The sequence below is a fragment of the Haloferax volcanii DS2 genome (assembly GCF_000025685.1).
In the GTDB taxonomy this organism is placed as follows: domain Archaea; phylum Halobacteriota; class Halobacteria; order Halobacteriales; family Haloferacaceae; genus Haloferax; species Haloferax volcanii.
Genome location: NC_013967.1, coordinates 105,867 through 129,109 on the forward strand (window position 1 = coordinate 105,867; position 23,243 = coordinate 129,109).

Here is a 23,243-nt window from a genome sequence, read left to right on the forward strand (position 1 = left end):
TCAGGCGAACAGTTCGCGAGCGGCGTCGATAGCGTCGACCAGTTTGTCGACTTCCTCTCTCGCGTTGTAGATGTAGAACGACGCCCGCGTCGAGGCGGCGACGCCGAGTTTGTCGTGGAGCGGCTGGGTACAGTGGTCGCCGGCGCGGATGGCGACGCCCTGTTCGTTGAGGATGCTGGAGAGGTCGTGGGCGTGGACGCTGTCGAGGTTGAACGAGACGAGGCCGCCGCGGTCGTCGCCCGGCGGGCCGTAAATCTCGATGTCGTCGAACTCGGTGAGGCGGTCGTAGGCGTACTCCGCGAGCAGTTCCTCGTGGGCTTGGACGTTCTCCATGCCGATGTCGTCGAGGTAGTCCACGGCCGCGGCGAAGCCGACGCCCTGCGCGATGGGCGGCGTGCCCGCCTCGAACTTCCACGGGAGGTCCTCCCACGTGGAGTCCTCGTAGGTGACGCTCCGAATCATCTCGCCGCCGTAGAGGTACGGCCCCATCTCGTCGAGGATGTCGCGCTTGCCGTAGAGCGCGCCGATGCCGGTCGGGCCGCACATCTTGTGGCCCGAGAAGGCGAAGAAGTCGGCGTCGATGTCCTCCACGTCGACCGGGCGGGTCGGGACCGACTGCGCACCGTCGACGAAGATGTACGAACCGACCTCGTGAGCCATGTCCGCGAGTTCGGAAACCGGGTTGACGGTTCCGAGGGTGTTCGAGACGTGGACGACCGAGACCATCTTCGTGGAGTCGTCGATGAGTTCCTTCGCGTGCTCCATGTCGAGGCGGCCGTCGTCGTCGACGCGGATGTAGCGCACCTCGGCACCGGTCTTCTTGGCTATCTGCTGCCACGTGACCAGCGAGGCGTGGTGTTCCATCTCGGTCATGACGACCGAGTCGCCCGGCCCGAGTTCGTCGAGGCCCCACGCGTAGGCGACGAGGTTCATCGACTCGGTGGTGTTCTTCGTGAAGACGACCTCCTCGCGGCCGCCGGACGCGCCGATGAACTCCGCGACGCGGTCGTGGGCGTCCTCGTAGGCGACCGAGGCCTCCTGGCTCAGATGGTGGATGCCGCGGTGGACGTTCGAGTTGTAGCCGTGGTAGTAGTCGACGATGGCGTCGACGACCTGTTCCGGCGTGTGGCTCGTCGCGGCGTTGTCGAGGTAGACCAGCGGCGTGGTGTCGTCGTCGTGTTCACCCGGCGTCGAGATGTCGCCGCCGACCTTCCGCTCGAGGATGGGGAAATCCGCGCGGATAGCGTCGACGTCGACGGGGTACGACTCCTGCACTCTCATTGGGTGTGAGTTACCGCCGTAGGCACAACACGTCTTCGGTCCGCACGCGGCTCTGCAACCGATTTCGGTTTCGTCAGCCGGCAACTGTGGCCGGTGGCGGTGACGCAATCGCGATGCGGTGGCGACGTGTCGCTCACTCGCCCAAACGAATCAAGTAGCTCACGCCCGTTCATCCACCAATGTCGAACGCCACCTCGTCCTCGCTCGCGTTTTCGAGCCTCGACGCGCTTCCGACGCAACTCGCGATTCTGGACGAGGACGGCGTCATCCTCTACACCAACCGCGCGTGGCGGGAGTTCGGAACCGAACACGACTATCAGGGCGACAGCAGTTCGGTCGGCACGAACTACCTCGGGGTCTGCGACCTCAGCGCCGACGCCGACGCGACGACGGCCAGCGAGGGCATCCGCGCCGTCATCGACGACGACAGAGACGAGTTTTCCTTCGAATACCCCTGCGAGACGCCCGAAGAGCGCCTCTGGTTCACCATGCGGGCGACTCGATTCACCGACGACGGCGAGACGTACGTTCAAATCGCACACCTCGACATCACCGACCGAAAGCGCGCGGAACTGGAGGCCGAAGAGAAGGCCGAGCGCCTCCGGAATCTCGCGCGGATGCTCTCGCACGACCTCAGAAACCCGCTTTCGGTCGCCGTCGGCTACGTCGAATCGCTCCTCGACGAGACGGCCGCCTCCGACCGACTCGAACGCGTCGCGGGCGCGCTCGACCGGATGGACGACATCATCACCGACGCGCTGGTGTTGGCCCGTCACGACACGGTCGAAGGGCTGTCGACTGTCGACCTCGAAACCCGCGCGGCGGCCGCGTGGGAACACGTCGAAACCGGCACGGCCACGCTCGTCGTCGCCGACTCCGTCGAGTTCCGGGCGGACTCGAACCTGCTGGGACACGTGTTCGAGAACCTGTTTCGGAACTCGGCCGAGCACGGCGCGAGCGACGACGACCTGACCGTGACGGTCGGCGTCCTCGATGGCGACGCGGCCGAAGCGGGCTTCTACGTCGAGGACGACGGCGTCGGCATCCCCACGGAGACGCGCGACGTGGTGTTCGAAGCCGGTTACTCCACGGGTGAGGAGGGGACGGGTCTCGGCCTGTCAATCGTCGCGCAGGCGGTCCGCACCCACGACTGGGACGTCGCCGTCACCGAGGCCGAGGGCGGCGGCGCTCGCTTCGAGATAACGGGCGTCGAGCGCCCGGCGTAACGTACCGGCGCGGAAGCGCGGAGCACACCGATTTTCGACGGCGGCTCAGCGGAGCCAGAGCAGTTGCGCGTGGAGCGTGCCGTCGACTTCGAGGACGGTTTCCTCGTCCACGAGGCCGGCGTCGATGGCGACCGAGACGGACTCCTCGCCGACGATGTTGGCGACGGTCGCGCGGGTGAGGCTGTCCACGACGGCGTCTTCGTCGGCGGTCTCGGCCTCGCCGCCGCCGTAGAAGTCCTCCGTCACGTCCAGCGAGACGCCGTCGTCGGTGTAGGTCTCGCCGATGCAGTCGGGGTCGCAGACCGAGACGAGGAGTCCCTCGGGGGTCTCCCGCTCGCGGAGGAGCATCTAATACTCCTCGACGAGTTCCGCTTCGGCCTGCTCGCGGAGGTCGTCGGCCTGCTGCTGGGCCTGTTCTGCTTCCTCGTCGCGCCCGAGTTCTTCGAGCGCGCGCGCCTTCTCCTCGTGGACGCCCGGAGTGCGCATCCCGAGGCGGATGGCGTTGTCGAAGGCGTTGACGGCGTCCTCGTTGAGGCCGCGCTCGTGGAGGAAGAAGCCGCGGTTGTACCACGCCTGCGGGAAGCGCGGGTCGAGTTCGACGGCGCGCTCCGCGTGGTCGAGCGCGTCGGCCGTCTGGCCGGCCTCCCAGAGCGCGTACGCGAGGTTGGTGTGGGCCGTCGCGGCGTGCTCGCTGTCGTCGTCGAGTTTGAGCGCCTCTCGGTAGGAGCCGATGGCCTCGTCCCACTCTTCGAGTTGGCCGTGCGCCGCGCCCTTGTTGACCCACGCCTCCTGGGCGATGTTGTCGTCGTCGCCGGCGTACCGAGCGACGCGTTCGAACGCCCCCGTGGCCTCCTCGAAGCGGTTTATCTGCATGTACGAGAGCGCCACGTCGAGCAGTTTCTCGACGTCGACGTCCTCGGGGTCGATGTTCCGCTGGTCGAGGATGTCGGTCAGGACGCGCGAGTCGACCGGGTCGACCTTCGTCGGGTCCACCGAGAGTTCGGGCGGGTCGAGCGAGAAGTCGGAGTAGTCCTCGTCGAACCCCTGTCCCTCGGAGAAGCGGTGGGGTCGATTGCCGTCGTCGGTCATATAGCCGCGCTTGGGCGTCACGGCGGTTAAACGCTGCGTCAGCGGGACGACACCGACCGCTTTTTAGCCTCCCGCGGGCGAGCGTCTCCGAATGTCCGCGCCCCCGACGACGGTCGTGTCGTTCGTCCGGCACGCCCACGTCCCGTCCGTCTCCGACGCCGAGCGCACCCCCGGCCTCTCGCGTCACGGCCGCCGCGACGCCGCGCGCGTCACCGCCCGCCTCGCGGACCTCGCGGACGTGGTCGCCACCAGCCCCGCCGAGCGCGCCCGCGCGACCGTCGAGGGCGTCGCCGACGCGGCGGACGCCCCGCTCATCGTCGACGACGATCTCAGAGAACGCGAACTCGCTGACTCACCCATCGAAGACTTCGACGAGGCCGTCGAACATCTCTGGGCGAACCCGAACGCGTCGCACCCCGGCGGCGAGTCCCACGCCGAGGCGCAGGCCCGCGGCGTCGCCGCCGTGGACCGCCTCGTCGAGGCGTACCCCGACCGCCACGTCGTCGTCGGCACCCACGCCACGCTCATGGCGCTCGTGTTCAACGCCTACGACCCCCGCTACGGCCGCGAGTTCTGGACGGGGCTGACGACGCCCGACGTGTACGAGGTGACGTTCGTGGACAGCGAGGCGTTCAGCATCGCCCGGACGTGGACGCCCGAGGAGGCCGCCCGCGAGGGTGACGCCGACCGCGACCCGGCGGAACGTTAACGTCCGGTTCGGGTCAACCACCTGCCATGCGTTGCTTTCTCGCCGTCGACCTCCCCGACTCGCTCGCGGCGGGCGTCGCCGCGGTACAAGACCGGCTCTCGGACGCGGACGGGCTTCGGTTCACCGACCCCGAGAGTGCGCACGTCACCCTGAAGTTCCTCGGCGAGGTGTCGCCGGACCGCGTCGGAGCGGTGGAGGATGCGGTCGAATCAGCCGTCGAAGCCGCGGGCGTCGGCCCCTTCGACGCCTCGGTCGGCGGACTCGGCGTCTTCCCCTCGCTGGACTACATTCGAGTCGTTTGGGTCGGCGTCGACGACGGCGCGGCCGAGTTGACGCGGCTCCACGAGGCCATCGAGCGCGAGACGACGGCACTCGGCTTCGACCCCGAAGACCACGAGTTCACGCCGCACGTCACGCTCGCCCGCATGGACGACGCCCGCGGGAAGGTCCTCGTGCGGCGCGTCGTCGGGGGCGAGTCACCGACGGTCGGGTCGTTTCGCGTGCGCGAGGTACGCCTGAAGAAGAGCGACCTCGGCCCCGACGGCCCCGAGTACGAGACGGTGGCGCGGGTCTCGCTGTGAGGCGCGTCAGTCGTCGGTCGGTCGGCCGCCCGCGACGCCGACCCCCGCGGAGAGCCGCGTTTCAGCCGATTCGGGCGTGCGGACGCCCCTCACACGCCCGAAACTCGAAGGAACAAGATTTTATGCGGAGGATGGAAAGTACAGCCCACTATGGGTAAGAAGTCGAAGTCCAAGAAGAAGCGTCTGGCGAAGCTCGAACGCCAGAACAGTCGCGTCCCCGCGTGGGTCATGCTCAAGACGGACATGGAAGTCACGCGAAACCCCAAGCGTCGCAACTGGCGGCGGAGCAACACGGACGAGTAAGCAATGAGCGCAAACGACTTCGAGGAGCGCGTCGTCACCGTCCCGCTCCGAGACGTGCAGGCGGTTCCGGCACACGAACGCGCGGGCCGCTCGATGACGCTCATCCGCGAGCACCTCGCGAAGCACTTCAAGGTCGACGCCGAGAACGTGCGTCTCGACACGCAGATCAACGAGGACATCTGGGCGCACGGTCGGCAGAGCCCGCCGAGCAAGTTCCGCGTCCGCGCCGCGCGTTTCGACGAGGACGGCGAGTCGGTCGTCGAAGCGGAACCGGCCGAGTAAACGGTGCTTCGCGCCTCCTTCGCCGGTTCGTCCTACATCGGCGTCTTCGCTCGCGCGACCGACGACGCGCTGTTGGTCCGCCCGGACGCCGACGACTCGCTCGCCGAGCAGATGGCCGAGGAACTCGACGTGCCGCTGGTCAAGACGACCGTCGGCGGGTCGGGAACGGTCGGTGCGTTAGCGACGGGTAACGAGAACGGTCTTCTCGTGTCGAGCCGCGCCACGTCCCGCGAGAAGGAGGCTCTCACCGACGCCGTGGACCTCCCGGTCTACGAGCTTCCCGGTCGCATCAACGCCGCCGGCAACGTCGTGCTTGCGAACGACTACGGCGCGTACGTCCACGCGGAGCTCTCCGACGAGGCCGTCGCGGCCGTCGAGGAGGCGCTGGAGGTCCCCGTCGAACGCGGCGACCTCGCCGACGTTCGAACCGTCGGGACGGCGGCCGTCGCCAACAACCGCGGCGTCCTCTGTCACCCGAAGTCGCGCGAACCCGAACTCGAAGCGCTCGAAGCGCTGCTCGACGTTCGCGCCGACATCGGCACCATCAACTACGGCGGACCGCTCGTCGGCTCCGGCCTCGTCGCCAACGACGAGAGCTACGTCGTCGGCGAGGACACGACCGGCCCGGAGCTGGGTCGCATCGAAGACGCCCTCGATTACATCGACTGAGGGCCTCGCGTCCCCCCGTTTCTCGCTTCAGTTTCGCTCCGAGTAGGAAGACCTTTCCCGCTCGCCACCCGACCGACGTGCATGAGCCAGTTCATTATCACGGGCAGCTTCACGAGCCGTGGCGTCGTCCACGAGTTCACGAAGACTGTCGAAGCGCCGAACGAGAACGTCGCACAGGAACGCGCCTTTTCGCTCATCGGGAGCGAGCACGGAATCAAGCGCACGAAGGTCGAGCTCAACGAGGTGACCGCGGCATGATGGGCGGCGGTCAGCAGCAACTCCAGCAGCTCTCCCAGGAGCTTCAGGCGCTCGACGAGGAAATCGAATCGCTCGAAGCCGAAGTCTCCGACCTGAACGACGAGAAAGACGAGATCGACGAGGCGGTCGAGGCCATCGAGACGCTCGAAACGGGCTCGACGGTGCAGGTGCCCCTCGGCGGCGACGCGTATCTCCGCGCCGAAGTCCAGGACATCGACGAGGTCGTCGTCTCCCTCGGCGCGAACTACGCCGCCGAGCAGGAACAGAGCACGGCCATCGAGACCCTGCGACGCAAGCAGGACGCGCTCGACGAGGAAATCGCGAGCGTTCGCGGCCAGATCGAGGAGCTCGAAGAGGAGAGCGACGAGATCGAAGAGCAGGCGATGCAGGCCCAACAGCAGATGCAGCAACAGCAGATGCAGCAGATGCAGCAGATGCAGGGCGAGGGCGACGACGGCGACGACGAGTAAGGTAACCCCTACCCCCACCTCCTACTATTCAGATGTTCGACGGACTGAAGAAGAAACTCAACCGCTTCCGTAACGACGTTGAAGAGACCGCCGAAGAGAAGGCCGAGGCGGCCGCCGACGAGGCCGAATCCGACGCCGACGCGGAAGCGGAATCAGCACCAGCAGACACGGACAACGCGGCGGTCGAACCCGAGGCGTCCGAACCCGCTGCTGCCGACCCGGACGCCGACGCCGTCGGCGACGCGGACGCCGGGTCCGAAGCCGACGCGGTCGACGCGGCCGACGCTCCCGCGGACGCCGAGTCGTCGTCTGCGGCGGTCGAAGCCGATGCCGAATCCGAATCCGAATCCGCGGCGACCCCGGAGCCGGATTCCGAGGTCGACGCCGGCGCGGACACGGGCGACGAGCCGAGCGGCGAGCCGACGGCCGACGAGGTCGAACCGCGCGAGTCGCTCGCCTCCGACGCCGCGAAGGCGGCGCTGACCGAGGAAGACGAAGACGATTCGTCCGGTCCGGGGCGGCTCCGCCGCGCCGCCGCGTTCGCCACGGGGAAGGTCGTCATCGAGGAGGAAGACCTCGAAGACCCCCTCTGGGAGCTCGAGATGGCGCTCCTCCAGAGCGACGTCGAGATGCAGGTCGCAGAGGAGATTCTCGAGACCATCCGCGAGAAGCTCATCGGAGAGACGCGAAAGCAGGTCGAGAGCACCGGCCAACTCGTCTCCGAGGCGCTCCACGACGCGCTGTACGAGGTCATCAGCGTCGGGCAGTTCGACTTCGATCAGCGCATCGCCGAGGCCGACAAGCCGGTCACGCTCATCTTCACCGGCATCAACGGCGTCGGGAAGACGACGACCATCGCCAAACTCGCGAAGTACTTCGAGAAGCAGGGCTATTCGACGGTGCTCGCCAACGGCGACACCTACCGCGCCGGCGCGAACGAGCAGATTCGCGAGCACGCTGAGGCGCTCGACAAGAAGCTCATCGCCCACGAGCAGGGCGGCGACCCGGCGGCGGTCATCTACGACGGCGTCGAGTACGCCGAGGCCCACGACATCGACATCGTCCTCGGCGACACGGCCGGTCGGCTCCACACCTCGAACGACCTGATGGCGCAGTTGGAGAAGATAGACCGCGTCGTCGGCCCCGACCTCACCCTCTTCGTGGACGAGGCGGTCGCCGGGCAGGACGCGGTCGAACGCGCCCGGCAGTTCAACGACGCGGCCGCCATCGACGGCGCGATTCTGACGAAGGCCGACGCCGACTCCAACGGCGGCGCGGCCATCTCCATCGCGTACGTGACGGGCAAGCCCATCCTGTTCCTCGGCGTGGGACAGGGCTACGACCACATCGAGAAGTTCGACCCCGAGCAGATGGTCGAACGCCTGCTCGGTGAAGACGAGTAATCGGACTCGGTCCGTCGTCCGTTTCTTTCGGTCGCCTCACGCTCACTCCAGTGCGAGCACGACTCCGAGCAGTAGCATCGTCCCCGCGCCGACGTAGTTCAGCGCGCTCGCGACCCGCGTCTCCGCGAGTCTCGACCCGAGTCGGTTCGCGCCGAGCGCGACGACCGAGAGGTACAGGGCCGTGAGGGCGGCGTAGGTCGCGCCCAGACCCGCCATCCTGACGCCGGCTCCCGCGCCCTGTCCGGCGAAGCCGGGGAGGAACGCGAGGAAGAACAGCGCGACTTTCGGGTTGAGCGCGTTGACGAGGACGCCGCGCCGAAAACTCGCCCCGGCGTCGGTCTCGACCGAGGGGTCGAACTCGTCGTTCCGGAGGGAGGTGACGCCGAGGTAGCCCAGATACGCCGCGCCGACGTACTTGAGCGCCGCGGCGGCCTCGGGGACGGTTCGAAAGAGCGCCGCCGCGCCGACCGTCGCGAGGAGCGTGTGAAAGAGGACGCCCGTGGCGATGCCGAGCGCCGACCGGACGCCCGGCCCGCGACCGTCGAGGCCGCGGGCGAGGACGTACATCGTGTCGGGACCGGGCGCGAGGATGAGCGCGACCGCCGCGCCGCAGAACGCGAGGTAGGTCGCGGCGTCGAGTCCGAACGCGAGCGTCGTCATCGCGCGAGCCTATGATTCGTCGCGGGAAGTAGCTCAGGGATTCGGACTCGGAACGACCTGATTGCGGAGCGTTGGCGTTTCGCCGTCCGACGCCGACGCCAGTCGCCCGACGTTCTCGGCGAGGATGTCGGCGACCCGCGTCCAGTAGTGCGGCGTGTGGCCGGAGACGTGCGGAGTGATGTAGACGTTCTCGAAGCCCCAAAGCGGGTGGTCTTCGGGCAACGGCTCCGGGTCGGTCACGTCGAGCGCGGCGGCGCGGAGTCGGTTGCTTCGGAGGTGCGAGACGAGGGCGTCGGTGTCGACGATACCGCCGCGGGCGACGTTGACGAGGATGGCGTGTTCGGGGAGCGCGCTCAGCGCCCGCCGGTCGATGAGATCGCGCGTCTCGTCGGTCAGCGGGCACGCGACCACGAGGAAGTCGGTGCGGACGAGCGCCGACTCGAGGTCGTCGAACCCGAGTACCTCGTCGGTCGGACCGCCCTTTTCGGGCGTGTAGCGGACGCCGACGGTCTCGACACCGAACGCGTCGAGTCGCTCGACGACCGCCTGTCCGATGGCACCGAGGCCGACCACGGTGGCCGTCGACCCCTGCAACTCGCCGTACGACTGGAAGCGCCGCCACTCGCGGCGTCGCTGGCGGCGGAGTCCTTCGTCGAGTCGGCGGGTAATCATGAGGAGCCAGCCGATGACGTGCTCGGCGATGTTGGGGCCGTGGACGCCGGAGGCGTTGGTGACGCGGACGCCGCGCTCGCGGAGCGTTTCCAGCGGGAGATGGTCGTAGCCGGCGGCCGCCCCGGCGAACAGTCGGAGTTCGTCGGCGGCGTCGAGCACCTCGTCGGGGAGCGACGTACTCGTGATGATGGTCGCGTCCGTCGCGGCGTCGAGCGTTTCGGCGGTCGTCTTCGGGTGGCGCACGGTCGCGTCGGGAAGGCGCTCGCGGAGGGCCGCGGCGTACTCCGACGCCGGGATGCCGTGCGTGGGGCGGTCGAGGACGAGAATCGTCGTCATCGAGTGCGCTGTCGGGGGCCGAGCCGATAGGTGTTGGCCCCGAACGCGACGGATAAAGCCTTTACCGGCGCGCCGGCGTAGGAAGGCACAATGGTACTCGACAATCTCGGGAGTTCCCTCCGCGGCAGTCTCGATAAACTGCGCGGGAAGTCCCGCCTCGACGAGGACGACGTTCAGGAGATCGTCAAGGAGATTCAGCGCTCCCTGCTCTCCGCCGACGTCGACGTCAGCCTCGTCATGGACCTCTCGGACTCTATCAAGACCCGCGCGCTGGAAGAGGAGCCGCCGGGCGGCACGAGCGCGCGCGACCACGTCCTGAAAATCGTCTACGAGGAACTCGTCGACCTCATCGGTGAGTCGACGGAGATTCCGCTCGAATCGCAGACCATCATGCTCGCCGGCCTCCAGGGGTCGGGGAAGACGACCACCTCCGCCAAGATGGCGTGGTGGTTCTCGAAGAAGGGGCTTCGCCCCGCGGTCATCCAGACCGACACCTTCCGCCCCGGCGCGTACGACCAGGCCAAGCAGATGTGCGAGCGCGCCGAGGTCGACTTCTACGGCGACCCCGACTGCGACGACCCGGTCCAAATCGCCCGCGAGGGCCTCGAAGCGACCGAGGACGCCGACGTGCACATCGTCGACACGGCCGGTCGCCACGCGCTCGAAGACGACCTCATCGACGAAATCGAGGAGATAGAGGGCGTCGTTCAGCCCGACCTGAACCTGCTCGTCCTCGACGCGGCAATCGGGCAAGGGGCGAAGGAACAGGCCCAGCAGTTCGACGAGTCCATCGGCATCGGCGGCGTCGTCATCACCAAACTCGACGGGACGGCGAAGGGTGGCGGCGCGCTGACCGCCGTCAACGAGACCGACTCGTCTATCGCCTTCCTCGGCATGGGCGAGACGGTCCAGGACATCGAGCGCTTCGAGCCGAACGGCTTCATCTCTCGGCTGCTCGGCATGGGCGACCTGAAACAGCTCTCCGAGCGCGTCGAACGCGCCATGTCCGAGACCCAGGCCGAAGACGAGGACTGGGATCCCGAGGAGATGATGAAGGGGAACTTCACCCTCAAGGACATGCAAAAACAGATGGAGGCGATGGACAAGATGGGGCCGCTCGACCAGGTGCTCGACATGATTCCGGGCTTCGGCGGCGGCATCAAAGACCAGCTTCCGGACGACGCGATGGACGTGACCAAAGACCGGATGCGTTCGTTCGAGGTCATCATGGACTCGATGACTGAGGAGGAACTGGAGAACCCCCGGAAGGTCGGCGCGTCCCGCGTCAGGCGCATCGCGCAGGGGTCGGGACAGGACGAGGAGACGATTCAGGAACTGCTCGAACAGCACCGCATGATGGAACAGACCATCAAGCAGTTCCAGAACATGGGCGACGGCGACATGCAGCGGATGATGAAGAAGCTCCAGAACCAGGGTGGCGGCGGCGGTGGCGGCATGGGCGGTCTCGGCGGCATGGGGCCGTTCTGAACGCGCGCGATTTCTTCGCCGCGGTTTCTGTGCCTGCCCGCGCGAGTTCCTCGCCTCGCTGCGCCGCGATACCGCCGACTTTTAACGCTCGGGTCCGTCGCACCCCACAATGACCGTGCGAGACGTGGCGGTCGAGGCCTACAAGGAAGCCTTGCCCGCGCTCGCGGCCAGCCTCGTCGGCGGCCTCGTCGCCGGCGTCGTCCTCGGGGGGATGCGGGCCGAACTCCGGGCCGTCCCGGGGCTGCTCGTCCTCGTTCCCGCGCTGTTGGCGACCCGCGGCAACGTCTACGGCTCGCTCGGCGCTCGCATCGCCACCGCGCTCCACCAGGGGCTCATCGAACCCCGCGTCACCGGCGGCGACGAGCGCCTTCGGGCGGCCGCGACGGCCGCGCTCGCAAACGGCGTGCTCACGAGCACGTTCGCCGCCGTCGTCGCGTACTTCCTCCTCACGTTCCTCGGCAGCCGGGTCGCGCCGCTTCCGATTCTCGTCGGCGTCGCCATCGTCGCCGGCCTGCTCTCCGGTATCGTCCTGACCGTCGTCGTCGTCAGCGTCGTCTTCGCGGGCTACCGCCGCGGGCGCAACCCCGACACCATCGTCGGTCCGGTCGTGACGACTACCGGCGACGTGTTCGGCGTCCTCTTTTTACTCATCGCCGTCAGAACCGTCCTCGCCGTCGCGGGGGTGTTCTGAGTGCCGACCGAGTGGACCGTCCGCGCCATCACGCGGGCGATGCTCCCGGTGTTGCTCGTGCTCACGCTCGTCGAACTCGGGAGCGGCCTCGTTCTCGGGAGCTTCGAGGCGCAACTGTTCCGCTACCCGTCGCTGCTCGTGCTCGTCCCCGTCACCATCGGGACCGCGGGGAACCTCGGGAGCGTCCTCGCGGCGCGACTGTCCACGTCGTTCCACCTCGGGACGCTCTCGTTTTCGCCCCGCGACGACGAACTCGCGGGCAACGCCGTCGCCACGCTCGCCCTCGCGGTGACGGTCTTCCCAGTCATCGGCGCGGGCGCGTGGGTCGCCACGCTCCTCGTCTCCGGCGACACGTCGCTGGCCCTCCAGAAGGTCGTCCTCGTCGCCTTATCGAGCGGGATCTCGCTGGCCGTCCTCGCGGTCGTCGTGACGTTTTCCGCGACGTACCTCGCCTATCGGTTCGGTCTCGACCCCGACGACGTGGTCATCCCCGTCGTCACCAACCTCTGCGACGTGCTGGGGGTCGTCGTCCTGTTCGGGGTGGCGCAGGTGCTCGTCTGACCCCGCTGCCCCCGACGTTCGAACGCCTCCCGCCGACCGACGCCGATTAGTTCGCTCGGCACCGACCGTCGGTCGTGCAGCCGTCGGCCGTCCTCCCGGTGCTGTTCGAGGTGCTTCCGCGAGTCGCGCGCATCGCCGCCTACATCGCCGTGGGCGTCTTCGCCGCGAACCTCGTCGTCGCCTTCGGCCTCGTCGAGCGCATCGCCGGTCTCTCGCGGTATCTGACGAGCCCCGCGAACCTCCCCGACGAGGTGGGGACGGCCATCGTCACCACCGCCGCCTCGACGACGGCGGGCTACGGGATGCTCGCGGAGTTCCGCGAGTCGGGCGTCCTCGACGACCGGGCGACGCTCGTCGCCGTCACCATCAACACGTTCTTCGGCTTCGTCCAGCACATCTTCACGTTCTACTGGCCGGTGCTCATCCCCATCCTCGGCCGCGAGGTCGGCTTCATGTACGTCGGCGCGCGGGCGGCCATCGCGCTCGCCATCACCGCGACCGGCGTCGTCGCCGGCGCGGTGCTCCTCGCGGACCGGAACACGACCCCGGTCGCGGTCACCGAGACCGACGGCTCGGGCGGCGCGGTGGATGCGGCCGATTCGGCCGCCGACGCGGGCGACTCCGGCGACGCGGCCGAAAGCGACGACTCGCTCCGCGAGACGGTCGACGACGCCGCCCGGAGCACCTGGAAGAAACTTCGGCGCATCGTCCCGCGGCTGGCGGTCGTTTACGTGGCCGTCACGCTCCTGCTTCGGACGACCGACCTCGAATCGTTCGCGGCGCTCGCCAGCCCGCTGACGAACCTCGTCGGCCTGCCGGGCGCGGCCGTCCCCGTCGTCGTCGCCTTCGCGTTCGACACGACGACCGGCGCGGCGACCATCGCGCCCGCCATCGGCGAGACGTTTACGCCGAGACAGGCCGTGGCGACGATGCTCATCGGCGGCATCATCTCCTTCGCCGTCTCGACGTTCAAGCGGTCGATTCCCTTCCAGTACGGCATCTGGGGCCCCGAGTTCGGGTCCAAGGTCATCGCCGTCAACACGGGGCTGAAAATCGTCTTCATCGCCGTCGCGGTGGCGCTGTTGGTCGCCTGAGTCGCAAGAAGCGTCCCCGCCGCAGTCGGCCGAGTTAGCGGTCGTTCGGGTCGACCGGCCGCCCCTCTTCGGTCGGCGGCGCGATGTAGTCGATGACCTCGTCGACGGAGGGGTCGCGGACGGTCACGTGCACTTCGATGTCACCGAGTTCGTCGGGGTTACCGACGGAGAAGTTGACGACGCCCTTGAACGCGGCCTGCTTTTTCAGCGCGAACGAGAAGCCGTCGTCGTCGCGGCGCTTTGCGAACTCGCGGCGGGCGGTGTCGAGGATGGCCTGCTCGTGGAGGCGTTCGGAGAAGCGCTCCAGCTCGTGGGCCTCGCCGACGAGCTGTCCGGGTTCGTGGTCGAGTTCGACGCCGGGGAAGATGTTCTCGACGGCGTCGCCGACGCGGTCGGTGACCTCGGTGTCGCGGACGGGCACCTCGATGCGGACGTCGACGCTGTAAATCATGCTCACGCGTCGGCCTCCGCGAGCGCTTCCGGCCCCTCTTCGAACAGCTTCGTGATGGTTTCGCGGTACTCAGCCAGCGTGCCGGTGTTCTGGATGACCACGTCGGCGCGGTCCATCGCGTCGCCCATCCCGAAGTCGAGTTCGCGGCGTTCGCGCTTTTTGAGCGCCTCTACGTCGGTGTCGCTGTCGTCGCGGTCGCGGTCGAGCAGGCGCTCGGCGCGCGTCTCGAACGGCGCTTCGACGCTCACGAGGACGAAGTCGTCGCCGAACGCCTCGCGGAAACGGTCGAGTTCGACGCCCGACCGAAGCCCGTCGACGAGCACCACGTCGTTCGATTCGAGGTGCTGTTCGACCATCGGCAGCGAGCGCGCCGCGATGGCGTCGTCGCCCTCCTCCTCGCGGAGCGCGGTCGCTATCTTCCCGTGGTCCGTCGCGGGGTCGAGGCCGCGCTTGCGACACTCCTCGCGGATGACGTCGCCCATCGTCACGACGGGTACGCCCGCGTTGCGGGCCACCTCGGCGAGCTCGCCCTTGCCGCTTCCCGGCAGGCCGACCGTCCCGATGACTCTCATAGCCGGTGTTACCGCGTTGGCGCTGTTAAAGCCTCCCTTCACGTCGCTCCGGGTGGCGGGTTTCGCCGGTTCCCTTCACCCCGCTCCACCTCACCTCGACCACCCCGCTGCTTTTCGCCTCGGCCCGCGTACTACGCCTATGTCTCAGCGCTCGTTCGTCGTCCGCGCCCTCTGGTTCGTCTTCGTCGGCTGGTGGGCGACGCCCGCCGTCGTCAACGTCGCGTGGTTCCTGAACGCGACCGTCATCGGCATCCCGCTCGGCGTCGCGCTCATCAACCTCGTGCCGACGGTGCTCTCGTTGAAGGAGCCGAAAACCCGGCTCGACCCCGACTCGGGCCGCGGCCAGCGGTCGGTCGTCGTCCGCGCCGTCTACTTCGTGTTCGTCGGCTGGTGGCTGAGCTGGGTCTGGGCGAACGTGGCGGTGCTGTTCACGCTCACCATCGTCGGCCTCCCGGTCGGCATCTGGATGCTCAACCGGCTCCCCGCGGTCACGTCGCTGTATCGGTTCGACGGGTAGAACCCGATTCGTTTTTCTTGCAGGGACGGTTTGTGGGCATCGAGGGCGCGTAGCTCAGTCGGACAGAGCGTCGGACTTCTAATCCGATGGTCGCGGGTTCGAATCCCGTCGCGCTCGCTCGGCCGGAGGCCTCGCTCGCGCGACGGACATCGCAAACGCTTCGCGTTTGCTCAATCCCGTCGCGCTCTTTTCGTTGCTGAAACCCCCGAGTGGTAGCGAGACGTGTGGGAACGCCACGCGCGGGATTCGAATCAGGGAGCAACTTGTTGCGACTGGGGTTCGAATCCCGCCGCGCTCGCTCGGCCGGAGGCCTCGCTCGCGCGACGGACATCGCAAACGCTTCGCGTTTGCTCAATCCCGTCGCGCTCTTTTCCTTGCGGTAGACCGCCGAGCGACGGCATCGGCGGCCCCACCTACTCCTGTCCTGAGCGGGTTCTGTTCTCGACGACTATGGGGCTTGACCTCGGATACGTGTGACCTACAAGTTAGGATGACAACATTTTTCGGTCGAGCGGCGCGAAACGCCCCGCATGGACGTTCTCGGCATCGTCGCCGCGGCGGTCGTCTTCGGCGTCGCCGCCTACAATCTCGTGACGAGCCTCGACGGCCGATTCGCGAGACTCCTGTTCGGGTGTCTGGGCGTCGTCGCCGCGACGCTCTACGTCATCGAACAGTTCGGACTCGCGGCGTCGCTCGGACTGAACGTCGCTCACGGCCTCCAATTCGTCGCGGCCCTGCTCGTGGTCTCGGCGCTGGTCGATTTCCTCGCCCGGCGCGCCGAGGCGGGCGATTCCGGGTCGTCGTGAACGCCGCGACTCCCCGTTCGGGGGACGGTTCGAACAGACGATAGACGACGCGGTCGTCCACGGCGACGCCGACATGGAGTCCGCGCTCCACGAGGGGCCGGTCCGGGTGCTCGTCAACGGCTGGGTCGAGGTGCCGGGCGGCCGGTATCTCTCCCCGCACGCGGTCCACCATATCGACGTGCGAGTTCCCGAGTGATGTCGAGTCTCAGACGACGGTCAACTCCCGACCGCAGTCGGGGCACTCGCCGTCGACGATAGTCACCGGCGCGTCGCAGTCCGGACAGAACTCGCGGTAACACGCCCTGTCTCCCATACGTACCGCTATCACGGGAACGGTGGTGAACGTTGGGGCGAACCGGAGCGCCGAGTGTCGGCCGGCCCGTCACTCGTCATCGACGTCTTTTCCCCGACCGGCGAAGTTCGCGCCGAGTTCGGCACCGTAGCGTCGGGCGTAGACGCCGGGGACCTCGAGGAGGTCGCTCGGCGCGCCGGATTCGACCACGACGCCGCCGTCGACGACGTGGACGCGGTCGGCGTCGCGGACGGCGGCCGCGCTATCGGTCGCCACGACGAGCGGGGCGTCCGGTCGCCGCATCGCGGCGAGGGTGGCGCGAAGCTGTGACGGGGCGGAACTGTGCGGCGCGCGGACGAGCGGGCCGGCTCCGTGGAGGAGCGGTCCCGCGAGCGCCGCCGCCTCGGAGATTCGGGGCGCGACGACGGCCAGAAGCGGCGGCCGATTCGCGGGCGTGGTCGCGTCCGAGTCGGCGTTGGTCGCCGGGCTCTCGGGTGGGGACATACGATGTGAGATTCGCTGGCACGGGAGATAAGTATAGAGCGGACACTGGCGTTTCACGAATCACATCGGATGATTCATAGTGCTTTGTCAACTTCTGTCACGAATCAGTTGTCGATACGCCCGCCGCCTCGGGGCGGTAGCCGACGGCGCGGCACGGGCGCTCGATTAACGGCGTCCAAACCGGCGCGTCCGCGGGCAAAGCAGCTGCTAACGGGTGTAAAGCCGCAAAAAACGTCGTGAATTTGGCCGAGCGAGTCGAGTCGATTCGAATCAGGGTGTGGGTGTATGGTGGCCTACTGGGACGCTCACATTGCGCCGCCCATGCCGCCCATACCGCCCATGCCACCCATGCCGCCGCCCATGCCGCCGGGTGCGCCGCCGTCGTCGTCGTCGCTGCCGGTCTGGCCACCGGAGAGGTCGCCAGCCGCGATGACGTCGTCGATGCGGAGAATCATGACTGCGGCTTCGGTCGCGGACTCGATAGCCTGGGTCTTGACGCGGAGGGGCTCCACGACGCCCTCTTCTTCCATGTCGATGACCTCGCCCGTGTAGGCGTCGAGGCCGGCTGCGAACTCGCCGCCGTCGTGGCGCGAGCGCAGGTCGACGAGGGAGTCGATGGGGTCGAGACCGGCGTTCTCGGCGAGGGTGCGCGGGATGATGTCCAGCGCCTCGGCGAACGCCTCGACGGCGAGCTGCTCGCGGCCGCCGACGGAGTCAGCGAACTCGCGGAGCTGCAGGGAGAGCTCCGTCTCGGGAGCGCCGCCGCCGGGGAGGACCTTGCCGTCTTCGAGCGTCGTGCGGACGACGCCGAGGGAGTCCTCGATGGCGCGTTCGAGCTCGTCGACGACGTGTTCCGTGCCACCGCGGAGGATGAGCGTGACGGACTTGGCGTCCTCGACGTCCTCGACGAAGATGCGCTCGTCGCCGCCGACGTCCTTCTGTCCGACGGAGCCGGCGAAGCCGAGGTCGTCGGCCTCGATGTCGTCGAGACTGCTGACGACGCGGCCGCCCGTCGCGCGGGCGAGACGCTTGAGGTCGGAGGACTTGGCGCGGCGGACCGCGAGGATGCCCTCCTTGGCGAGGTAGTGCTGCGCCATGTCGTCGATGCCGTCACCGACGAAGACGGCGTCAGCGCCGACCTCGACGAGTTGGTCGACCATCTCTTTCAGCTGCTTTTCTTCCTGGTCGAGGAACTGCTGAAGCTGGTCGGGGTCCGTGACGTTGACTTCCGCGTCGATTTCGGTCTCGCGGACTTCCAGCGCGTCGTCGAGGATGGCGATGTTCGCGTCCTCGACGGCGTAGGGCATGTTCTCGTCGACGCGTTCCTTGTCGACGATGACGCCCTCGACGAGTTCGGAGTTGTCGATGGTGCCGCCGACGACCTTCTCGATGGAGACGTTGTTCGTGTCGATGCCGTCGTCGTCCTTGACGGCCAGCACGGCGTCGACGACGAGTTCGGAGAGCAGGTCCTTCGCGGACTCCGCGCCCTTACCGGTCATCGCCGTTGCGGCGATCTTCGTGAGGGTCTCGCGGTCGTCCTCCGTGACCTCGATGGCGTTGTCCTCGAGGACTTCCTTGGCCTTCTCGGCGGCCTGGCGGTAGCCCTGCGCGATGGTCGTCGCGTGGACGTCGGAGTCGAGGAGGTCCTCGGCCTGGTCGAGGAGTTCACCGGCGTTGATGACGGCCGTCGTCGTGCCGTCTCCGACCTCGTCCTCCTGGGTCTCGGAGACTTCGACGATCATGTTGGCCGCGGGGTGGTCGATGTCCATCTCCTTGAGGATGGTGACGCCGTCGTTCGTGACGACGACCTGCCCGCCGGAGTCGACGAGCATCTTGTCCATCCCTTTGGGGCCGAGCGTCGTGCGTACGGCCTCTGCGACGGCCTTCCCGGCCGTGATGTTCATCGACTGCGCATCCTGTCCGGATGTGCGCTGGGAGTCTTCGCCCAGAATGATCATGGGCTGACCCTGCTGCATTCGCTGGCTCATAGTCATCGCCTGATTGTTTGTGATTCTATAAAAAAGCTTCGTTTATTGGTATGCCAAAACGCAACACTGTGGGGTGGTCGAGACCCGGAGACGGCGGTCGATTTCGGCGGTTTATCTGTGGCTTTCGCCGGGCGGTCTCGCCAGTCCCGAAGCGGGTGCGGTGAAAAGACGATGCGGGCGAGTGCCGTGTCGCGTCGGGGTGGACTCGTCGGCGGTGGCGTCTCAGTTGTTCTGTCGGACGTTGAAGCCCTGGGTCAGTTCGTTGTGCTTCCGTTCGAGGAAGGAGTACACCGCGCCGTGGGGGGCACCGTCGAGAATCATCTCGACGGCCCGGCGGACGACCTCGACCTCTTCGGGCTGGCCGATGATGCCGAGCGTCGTGCCGTAGATGACTACGTCGGCCCCCGTCAGCTCCTCCATGAGCTCGCGGGTGCGGCCGTTCTCGCCGATGAGGCGGCCCTTCTGCCGCCGCATGTCGTTTTTGTTTCGGGTGTGCCGGTCGATATCGATGAGTTCGAACATCATCATGTCGTCGTCGAGGAGCGCCATCGCGTCCTCCGGGGCGAAGCCGCGGCCGACCGCTCGAACCACGTCGGGAGCGACCATGCCGAGTACGGGGTCGCCGACGCTGTCGATGGCGACGCTGCCGTTCTCCGAGTCCACGTCGAGTCGGACTTCCGCGCGACTCTCTATCTCTCGGAGCGTCGAGCCACCTTCGCCGATGAGAACACCGATACGGTCCTGCGGCACCTTGACGTGCTGCATATCACCCGATACCCGTCGGAGTGGTTTAAGCGTTCGCTCGGCGGGTCGCCGCGTGTCTCGGTCGCACACCCGTCTCGCGGCGGGTCTGGGTTGCTACTCGTCTCCGTCTCCGTCCTCGCCCTCGTCGCCCGTGACGAACTCGTACAGCGAGTCGCCGTCGGCGTCGGCCCCCTGCCGCCGGAAGAAGTTGGCCACGTTGCGGCAGTCCCGCCGGAGGAACTCCTCGGCGTTGGGGTGGTGGACCGTGACGGCCTGTCCGAGGTCGATGACGACGAGTTCGCCGTCGTGGATGATGAGGTTGTACTCCGAGAGGTCGCCGTGGACGAGGCCGGCGCGGTGGAGCCGACGCATGTACTCGCGGACGACTTCGTAGGCTGTCTGGGGGTTCTCGACGCGCACCTCCGAGAGCCGCCGCGCCCGGTCGTCGACGACGCCGACGAGCTCCATCACGAGGACGTTCCGCTGGACCGCGATGGGCTTCGGCACGCGGACGCCGGCGCGCTGGGCGCGTTCGAGGTTGGCGAACTCCTTTCTGACCCACGCGCGGACGACCTGTCCCTTGTCGTGGCCGATGTTCTCGAAGCGCGGGTCGCCTTCGAGATAGTCGCGCATGTGCCGGAAGTCGGAGGCGTTGATGCGGTATATCTTGACCGCCACGTCCGCGTCGTCGCCGCCGAGCGCCTCGAAGACGTTGGCCTCCTTGCCCGTCGAAATCGGCCCGCCGAACGCGTCGATGTGCCCGTCTTGGACGAGTTTGTAGATGGCGGCGAACGTCGCGTCGTCGAACACCGACTGCTCGACTTTGAACTGGTCGGCGTCTTTCAACCGCATCCGGAACTCGTCGAAGTCGCGGTCCTTGCGGCGCGCGATGCGGTCCGCCTCGTCGTCGGAGACGTCTATCTCCTCCCACTCGTCGCCGAACGCTTCGCCCTCCTGGGGTTCGACCATGCCGAACTCGTCAGTCATTGGACTAGGGCTACGAGAGGCGAGATGAAAAGGGCACAGGCTCCGGGTTCGGCGTCTTCGGGGAACAAACAACAAACGGCGCGCCGTCTCGGACGTGCGCGTTACTGGATGTGACCTTCGCGGCGGAGCTGGTCGGCTTCGGACTTCTCGTAGCGCCAGCTCACGTCGGCCTTCTCGTCCTGCCAGTCCCACGGCTCGACGAGCACCACGTCGTCCTCTCGAATCCAGATTCGCTTCTGCATCCGTCCGGGAATGCGAGCGGTCCGCTCGACGCCGTCGGCACAGCGGACGCGAATACGATTGGCCCCGAGCATGTTCGTCACGACGGCGAACACTTCGTCGTCGTTCGGCATTCGAAGGTCTCGGCGGCTCTCGTTCTCGTCGTCGCTCATGCGCGAGCGTTCGACGTGGGCATGGTTAAATCCGCCGACGTTCGGCCGGTAGGAAGCGTCCGACGGAACGACGCGTTTAGGGCGGTCCCGAAACGCCGTCGTGGTATGCTCGACAAACTCGGTACGAAGGGTATCGCCGGCGTCGTCTCGCTGCTCTTGGGTATCGGTATCGTCGCCTCTCAGGCCCCCGTCGTCGCGGCGGGCCTCGCGTTCGTCGTCGCCGGGCTCGGCCTCGTCGCCGGCGGCCTCGCCGAGGGCGTCATGAAGATGTTCGGGATGGCCTGACGGGCCTTCGACTCCGGCCCTCGGCTCACAGCGATTCGCGGAGGAACGAGAACACCCGTTTTCGCACCGCGGGATAGTGGTACGACGAGTGCAAGAAGACGTGGTCGGCCGCGTCGACGGCGTCGTACTCGACCTGTGTTCCGGCCCCTTCGAGCGCGTCCGCCAACCGGGCGCTCTGGTCCGGTGCGACGACCGAGTCCTCGCTCCCGTGGAGCAACAGCGTCGGCGGCGCGTCGGCATCGGCGTCGGTGTCGTCATCCACGTAGGTAATCGGCGAACACCGGCGCAACTCGGCGGCCGACGGCCGGTTCTCGAACAGCGGCAGCGACTCGCCGGCGTGCTCGTGGTCGTCGGCTCGGAGGTCATAGACGCCGGAGACCCCGACCGCGGCGTCGATATCTGTCCGGCGACCGAACTCGCCGTCCGAAAGCGCCGCCAGTAACGCGAGGTGCGCCCCCGCGGAGTGACCGACGACGGCGACGGCGTCCGTGTCGATTCCGAACTCGTCGGCGCGGTCCGTCAGCCAGTCGATGCCCTCGCACACGTCTTCGATTTGCGCGGGGAACGGCGCTTCGTGCCCGAGTCGGTACGACACCTCGGCCGCGACGAACCCCCCGTCGGCGGCGTCGAGCGCCCAGCGGGCGAACTGGCCGGTCGAACCGGTCTCCCACGCGCCGCCGTAGACGTAGACGACGAGCGGCCGGGTCGGTTCGGCCGCCGGCGACGCTGTCGTTTCGGCTATCTCGGTCGCTGCGGGCGATTCGGGGCAGTACACGTCCGCGGTCAGCGTGCGCTCCTCGCGGTCTGCGACGGTTCGGTTTCGATGAACGAGAACGTCGGAAGGGCGGGGCATACCGAGTCGTCGGGTCGGCAGCTTCTATCGGTTTGGGAGACGGCGAGTAGCGGGTCGTCGAGAAGGGGTGAACTACCGGCGGGGCGCGGCGATTACTCGGCTATCTTCGCGCGACCCGGCTCGATGAGTTCGTCGAGGTAGTCCGCGAGCGCGCCCTTCGCGTCGGCCGGGTGGAGTTCGCCGGATTCGAGATCGGCCTCCAGCGTCTCGTAGTCGTCGTAGTCGAGGTTCCCGCCGTACTGTTCGGGGCGCTCGACGACGACCCGCTCGAAGCGCGGGAAGACGTGGTACTCGAAAATCTGGAGGACGGGGTTCTCGCGCTCCTCGCCCTCGTCGGTCGGCTCGGGGTCGGCCGTCGGCGGGCAGAACGCGCCGTTGACCTTGTCTTCGATGTCCTCCGTGGAGTCCTCCATCGAGATGGTGACGCCCTCGGAGGAGGACATCTTGCCGATGCCCGTCCCGAGGTCCGCGATGAGCGGCGTGTGCATGCAGGTCGGCGACTCCTCGCCGATGCTCGGGAGCGTGTCGCGGGCGAGCATGTGGACCTTGCGCTGTTCCATCCCGCCGATGGCGAGGTCCACGTCGAGGTAGACGATGTCGAGCGCCTGCATGATGGGGTAGACCGCCTGCGCGACGGTGACGCCGTCGCCGCTTTTGATTTCGGCCATGGCGCGCTCGGCGCGCGAGAGCGTCGTCTCCAGTTCGACCGCGTGCAGGTCGAGGACGTAGCTCTCGTCGAGCTGGTACTCCGAGCCGAGGACGAACTCCGTCTGGCTCTCGTCGAGGCCGTAGGCGATGAACTGCGCTTTCATCCGCTCGGCCGTCTCGCGAATCTCCTCGAACGTGCCCTTCCCGTTGAGGTAGGCGTGTACGTCCGCCAGCAGCACGACGACTTCGAAGCCCGCCGCTTGGAGGTCGATGAGCTTGTTGGCGGTGAGCATGTGACCGATGTGGAGGACGCCGGAGGGCTCGTAGCCCACGTACGCTCGCTTGCCCTCGGGGTCGTCGGCCAGCGCGCGCACTTCGTCCTCCGTGACCACTTCGGAGGCGTTCCGAGTGATCAGGTCGTATGCGTCCAT

31 protein-coding genes and 1 tRNA gene are annotated in these 23,243 nt (G+C 67.6%); 18 read left to right on the forward strand and 14 right to left on the reverse strand.

From position 1 onward, the window contains the following. The gene (gene sufS / locus HVO_RS05220; protein ID WP_004045203.1) at positions 1 to 1,275 is read right to left on the reverse strand and encodes a bifunctional cysteine desulfurase/selenocysteine lyase SufS; all 1,275 of its coding nucleotides are present in this window, start codon (positions 1,273 to 1,275) and stop codon (positions 1 to 3) included. Positions 1,276 to 1,460: 185 nt separating this feature from the next. On the opposite strand from sufS, the gene HVO_RS05225 reads away from it, so the two are divergent. Continuing rightward, on the forward strand, positions 1,461 to 2,507 hold the full coding sequence (locus HVO_RS05225) for a PAS domain-containing sensor histidine kinase (RefSeq protein WP_004045206.1): 1,047 nt from the start codon (positions 1,461 to 1,463) through the stop codon (positions 2,505 to 2,507). 45 nt (positions 2,508 to 2,552) lie between these two features. Here HVO_RS05225 and HVO_RS05230 read toward each other — a convergent pair whose 3' ends face one another. Together HVO_RS05230 and HVO_RS05235 are read right to left on the reverse strand one after the other, a co-directional pair. Then, entirely contained in the window at positions 2,553 to 2,855 is a 303-nt protein-coding gene (locus HVO_RS05230; protein WP_004045208.1) for a DUF424 domain-containing protein, read from the reverse strand. Next, positions 2,856 to 3,596, reverse strand: a complete 741-nt coding sequence (locus HVO_RS05235) for a tetratricopeptide repeat protein (RefSeq protein WP_004045209.1) — start codon at positions 3,594 to 3,596, stop codon at positions 2,856 to 2,858. Between the two features lie 91 nt (positions 3,597 to 3,687). Between HVO_RS05235 and HVO_RS05240 the strand changes: the two genes are divergently transcribed. The 8 genes from HVO_RS05240 to ftsY all read left to right on the forward strand — a co-directional run bounded on the left by HVO_RS05240 (position 3,688) and on the right by ftsY (position 8,271). Beyond that, positions 3,688 to 4,305, forward strand: coding sequence for a histidine phosphatase family protein (locus tag HVO_RS05240; protein WP_004045211.1), 618 nt, complete (start codon positions 3,688 to 3,690; stop codon positions 4,303 to 4,305). 26 nt (positions 4,306 to 4,331) lie between these two features. Continuing rightward, positions 4,332 to 4,886 (forward strand): RNA 2',3'-cyclic phosphodiesterase, encoded by a 555-nt coding sequence (gene thpR, locus HVO_RS05245; protein ID WP_004045212.1) that lies wholly within the window; start codon positions 4,332 to 4,334, stop codon positions 4,884 to 4,886. 150 nt (positions 4,887 to 5,036) lie between these two features. Then, positions 5,037 to 5,189, forward strand: a complete 153-nt coding sequence (locus HVO_RS05250) for a 50S ribosomal protein L39e (protein ID WP_004045214.1) — start codon at positions 5,037 to 5,039, stop codon at positions 5,187 to 5,189. A gap of 3 nt (positions 5,190 to 5,192) precedes the next feature. Continuing rightward, the gene (locus tag HVO_RS05255; protein ID WP_004045216.1) at positions 5,193 to 5,471 is read left to right on the forward strand and encodes a 50S ribosomal protein L31e; all 279 of its coding nucleotides are present in this window, start codon (positions 5,193 to 5,195) and stop codon (positions 5,469 to 5,471) included. A gap of 3 nt (positions 5,472 to 5,474) precedes the next feature. Then, positions 5,475 to 6,140 carry a translation initiation factor IF-6 gene (locus tag HVO_RS05260; protein ID WP_004045218.1) on the forward strand — a complete coding sequence of 222 codons (666 nt, stop codon included), beginning with the start codon at positions 5,475 to 5,477 and terminating at the stop codon, positions 6,138 to 6,140. Between the two features lie 81 nt (positions 6,141 to 6,221). After that, positions 6,222 to 6,398 (forward strand): 50S ribosomal protein L18Ae, encoded by a 177-nt coding sequence (gene rpl18a, locus HVO_RS05265; RefSeq protein ID WP_004045220.1) that lies wholly within the window; start codon positions 6,222 to 6,224, stop codon positions 6,396 to 6,398. After that, positions 6,398 to 6,868, forward strand: a complete 471-nt coding sequence (gene pfdA, locus HVO_RS05270) for a prefoldin subunit alpha (protein WP_004045222.1) — start codon at positions 6,398 to 6,400, stop codon at positions 6,866 to 6,868. Before rpl18a ends, pfdA begins: the two co-directional genes overlap by 1 nt. A 32-nt stretch (positions 6,869 to 6,900) precedes the next feature. Next, positions 6,901 to 8,271 (forward strand): signal recognition particle-docking protein FtsY, encoded by a 1,371-nt coding sequence (gene ftsY / locus HVO_RS05275; RefSeq protein ID WP_004045232.1) that lies wholly within the window; start codon positions 6,901 to 6,903, stop codon positions 8,269 to 8,271. Between the two features lie 42 nt (positions 8,272 to 8,313). Here ftsY and HVO_RS05280 read toward each other — a convergent pair whose 3' ends face one another. Then, positions 8,314 to 8,931 (reverse strand): LysE family translocator, encoded by a 618-nt coding sequence (locus tag HVO_RS05280; protein ID WP_004045233.1) that lies wholly within the window; start codon positions 8,929 to 8,931, stop codon positions 8,314 to 8,316. A gap of 33 nt (positions 8,932 to 8,964) precedes the next feature. Then, the gene (locus HVO_RS05285; protein ID WP_004045234.1) at positions 8,965 to 9,939 is read right to left on the reverse strand and encodes a D-2-hydroxyacid dehydrogenase; all 975 of its coding nucleotides are present in this window, start codon (positions 9,937 to 9,939) and stop codon (positions 8,965 to 8,967) included. 90 nt (positions 9,940 to 10,029) lie between these two features. Here HVO_RS05285 and HVO_RS05290 point away from each other — a divergent pair, with 90 nt between their 5' ends. The 4 genes from HVO_RS05290 to HVO_RS05305 all read left to right on the forward strand — a co-directional run bounded on the left by HVO_RS05290 (position 10,030) and on the right by HVO_RS05305 (position 13,773). Continuing rightward, complete coding sequence (locus HVO_RS05290; protein WP_004045235.1) at positions 10,030 to 11,427, forward strand: signal recognition particle protein Srp54; 1,398 nt, start codon at positions 10,030 to 10,032, stop codon at positions 11,425 to 11,427. Positions 11,428 to 11,536: 109 nt separating this feature from the next. Then, complete coding sequence (locus HVO_RS05295) at positions 11,537 to 12,118, forward strand: magnesium transporter (RefSeq protein WP_004045236.1); 582 nt, start codon at positions 11,537 to 11,539, stop codon at positions 12,116 to 12,118. Then, on the forward strand, positions 12,119 to 12,679 hold the full coding sequence (locus HVO_RS05300; RefSeq protein WP_004045237.1) for a magnesium transporter: 561 nt from the start codon (positions 12,119 to 12,121) through the stop codon (positions 12,677 to 12,679). A 74-nt stretch (positions 12,680 to 12,753) separates the two neighbouring features. Next, complete coding sequence (locus tag HVO_RS05305; protein WP_004045238.1) at positions 12,754 to 13,773, forward strand: hypothetical protein; 1,020 nt, start codon at positions 12,754 to 12,756, stop codon at positions 13,771 to 13,773. A gap of 34 nt (positions 13,774 to 13,807) precedes the next feature. On the opposite strand, the gene HVO_RS05310 is transcribed toward HVO_RS05305, so the two are convergent. Both HVO_RS05310 and HVO_RS05315 read right to left on the reverse strand, forming a co-directional pair. Next, a complete protein-coding gene (locus HVO_RS05310) occupies positions 13,808 to 14,224 on the reverse strand; it encodes an RNA-binding domain-containing protein (protein ID WP_004045239.1) in 417 nt (138 codons plus the stop codon). Positions 14,225 to 14,226: 2 nt separating this feature from the next. Then, positions 14,227 to 14,796, reverse strand: a complete 570-nt coding sequence (locus HVO_RS05315) for an AAA family ATPase (protein WP_004045240.1) — start codon at positions 14,794 to 14,796, stop codon at positions 14,227 to 14,229. Positions 14,797 to 14,935: 139 nt separating this feature from the next. Between HVO_RS05315 and HVO_RS05320 the strand changes: the two genes are divergently transcribed. The 4 genes from HVO_RS05320 to HVO_RS05335 all read left to right on the forward strand — a co-directional run bounded on the left by HVO_RS05320 (position 14,936) and on the right by HVO_RS05335 (position 16,315). Beyond that, positions 14,936 to 15,313: a YccF domain-containing protein gene (locus HVO_RS05320; protein WP_004045241.1), complete on the forward strand. Its 378-nt coding sequence runs from the start codon at positions 14,936 to 14,938 to the stop codon at positions 15,311 to 15,313. A gap of 43 nt (positions 15,314 to 15,356) precedes the next feature. Then, positions 15,357 to 15,430: transfer RNA gene (locus HVO_RS05325), tRNA-Arg, on the forward strand. 413 nt (positions 15,431 to 15,843) lie between these two features. Next, a complete protein-coding gene (locus HVO_RS05330) occupies positions 15,844 to 16,119 on the forward strand; it encodes a hypothetical protein (protein ID WP_004045242.1) in 276 nt (91 codons plus the stop codon). Next, on the forward strand, positions 16,103 to 16,315 hold the full coding sequence (locus HVO_RS05335) for a hypothetical protein (protein ID WP_049914910.1): 213 nt from the start codon (positions 16,103 to 16,105) through the stop codon (positions 16,313 to 16,315). Before HVO_RS05330 ends, HVO_RS05335 begins: the two co-directional genes overlap by 17 nt. Before the next feature lie 186 nt (positions 16,316 to 16,501). On the opposite strand, the gene HVO_RS05340 is transcribed toward HVO_RS05335, so the two are convergent. From HVO_RS05340 to eif1A, 5 genes are all read right to left on the reverse strand, one after another. Then, complete coding sequence (locus HVO_RS05340; protein ID WP_004045244.1) at positions 16,502 to 16,915, reverse strand: hypothetical protein; 414 nt, start codon at positions 16,913 to 16,915, stop codon at positions 16,502 to 16,504. A gap of 305 nt (positions 16,916 to 17,220) precedes the next feature. Beyond that, positions 17,221 to 18,873, reverse strand: coding sequence for a thermosome subunit alpha (thsA, locus tag HVO_RS05345; RefSeq protein WP_004045245.1), 1,653 nt, complete (start codon positions 18,871 to 18,873; stop codon positions 17,221 to 17,223). A 252-nt stretch (positions 18,874 to 19,125) separates the two neighbouring features. Continuing rightward, positions 19,126 to 19,668, reverse strand: coding sequence for a KH domain-containing protein (locus tag HVO_RS05350; protein WP_004045246.1), 543 nt, complete (start codon positions 19,666 to 19,668; stop codon positions 19,126 to 19,128). Between the two features lie 93 nt (positions 19,669 to 19,761). After that, positions 19,762 to 20,634, reverse strand: coding sequence for a serine/threonine-protein kinase Rio1 (rio1, locus tag HVO_RS05355; RefSeq protein WP_004045247.1), 873 nt, complete (start codon positions 20,632 to 20,634; stop codon positions 19,762 to 19,764). A gap of 101 nt (positions 20,635 to 20,735) precedes the next feature. Then, positions 20,736 to 21,026, reverse strand: a complete 291-nt coding sequence (gene eif1A, locus HVO_RS05360; RefSeq protein ID WP_004045248.1) for a translation initiation factor eIF-1A — start codon at positions 21,024 to 21,026, stop codon at positions 20,736 to 20,738. 105 nt (positions 21,027 to 21,131) lie between these two features. Between eif1A and HVO_RS05365 the strand changes: the two genes are divergently transcribed. Then, the gene (locus tag HVO_RS05365; protein WP_004045249.1) at positions 21,132 to 21,311 is read left to right on the forward strand and encodes a DUF7470 family protein; all 180 of its coding nucleotides are present in this window, start codon (positions 21,132 to 21,134) and stop codon (positions 21,309 to 21,311) included. A gap of 25 nt (positions 21,312 to 21,336) precedes the next feature. Here the strand turns inward: HVO_RS05365 and HVO_RS05370 are convergent, their stop codons facing one another. Together HVO_RS05370 and HVO_RS05375 are read right to left on the reverse strand one after the other, a co-directional pair. Then, a complete protein-coding gene (locus HVO_RS05370) occupies positions 21,337 to 22,164 on the reverse strand; it encodes an alpha/beta hydrolase (RefSeq protein WP_004045250.1) in 828 nt (275 codons plus the stop codon). 92 nt (positions 22,165 to 22,256) lie between these two features. Then, positions 22,257 to 23,243: a tyrosine--tRNA ligase gene (locus tag HVO_RS05375; RefSeq protein ID WP_004045251.1), complete on the reverse strand. Its 987-nt coding sequence runs from the start codon at positions 23,241 to 23,243 to the stop codon at positions 22,257 to 22,259.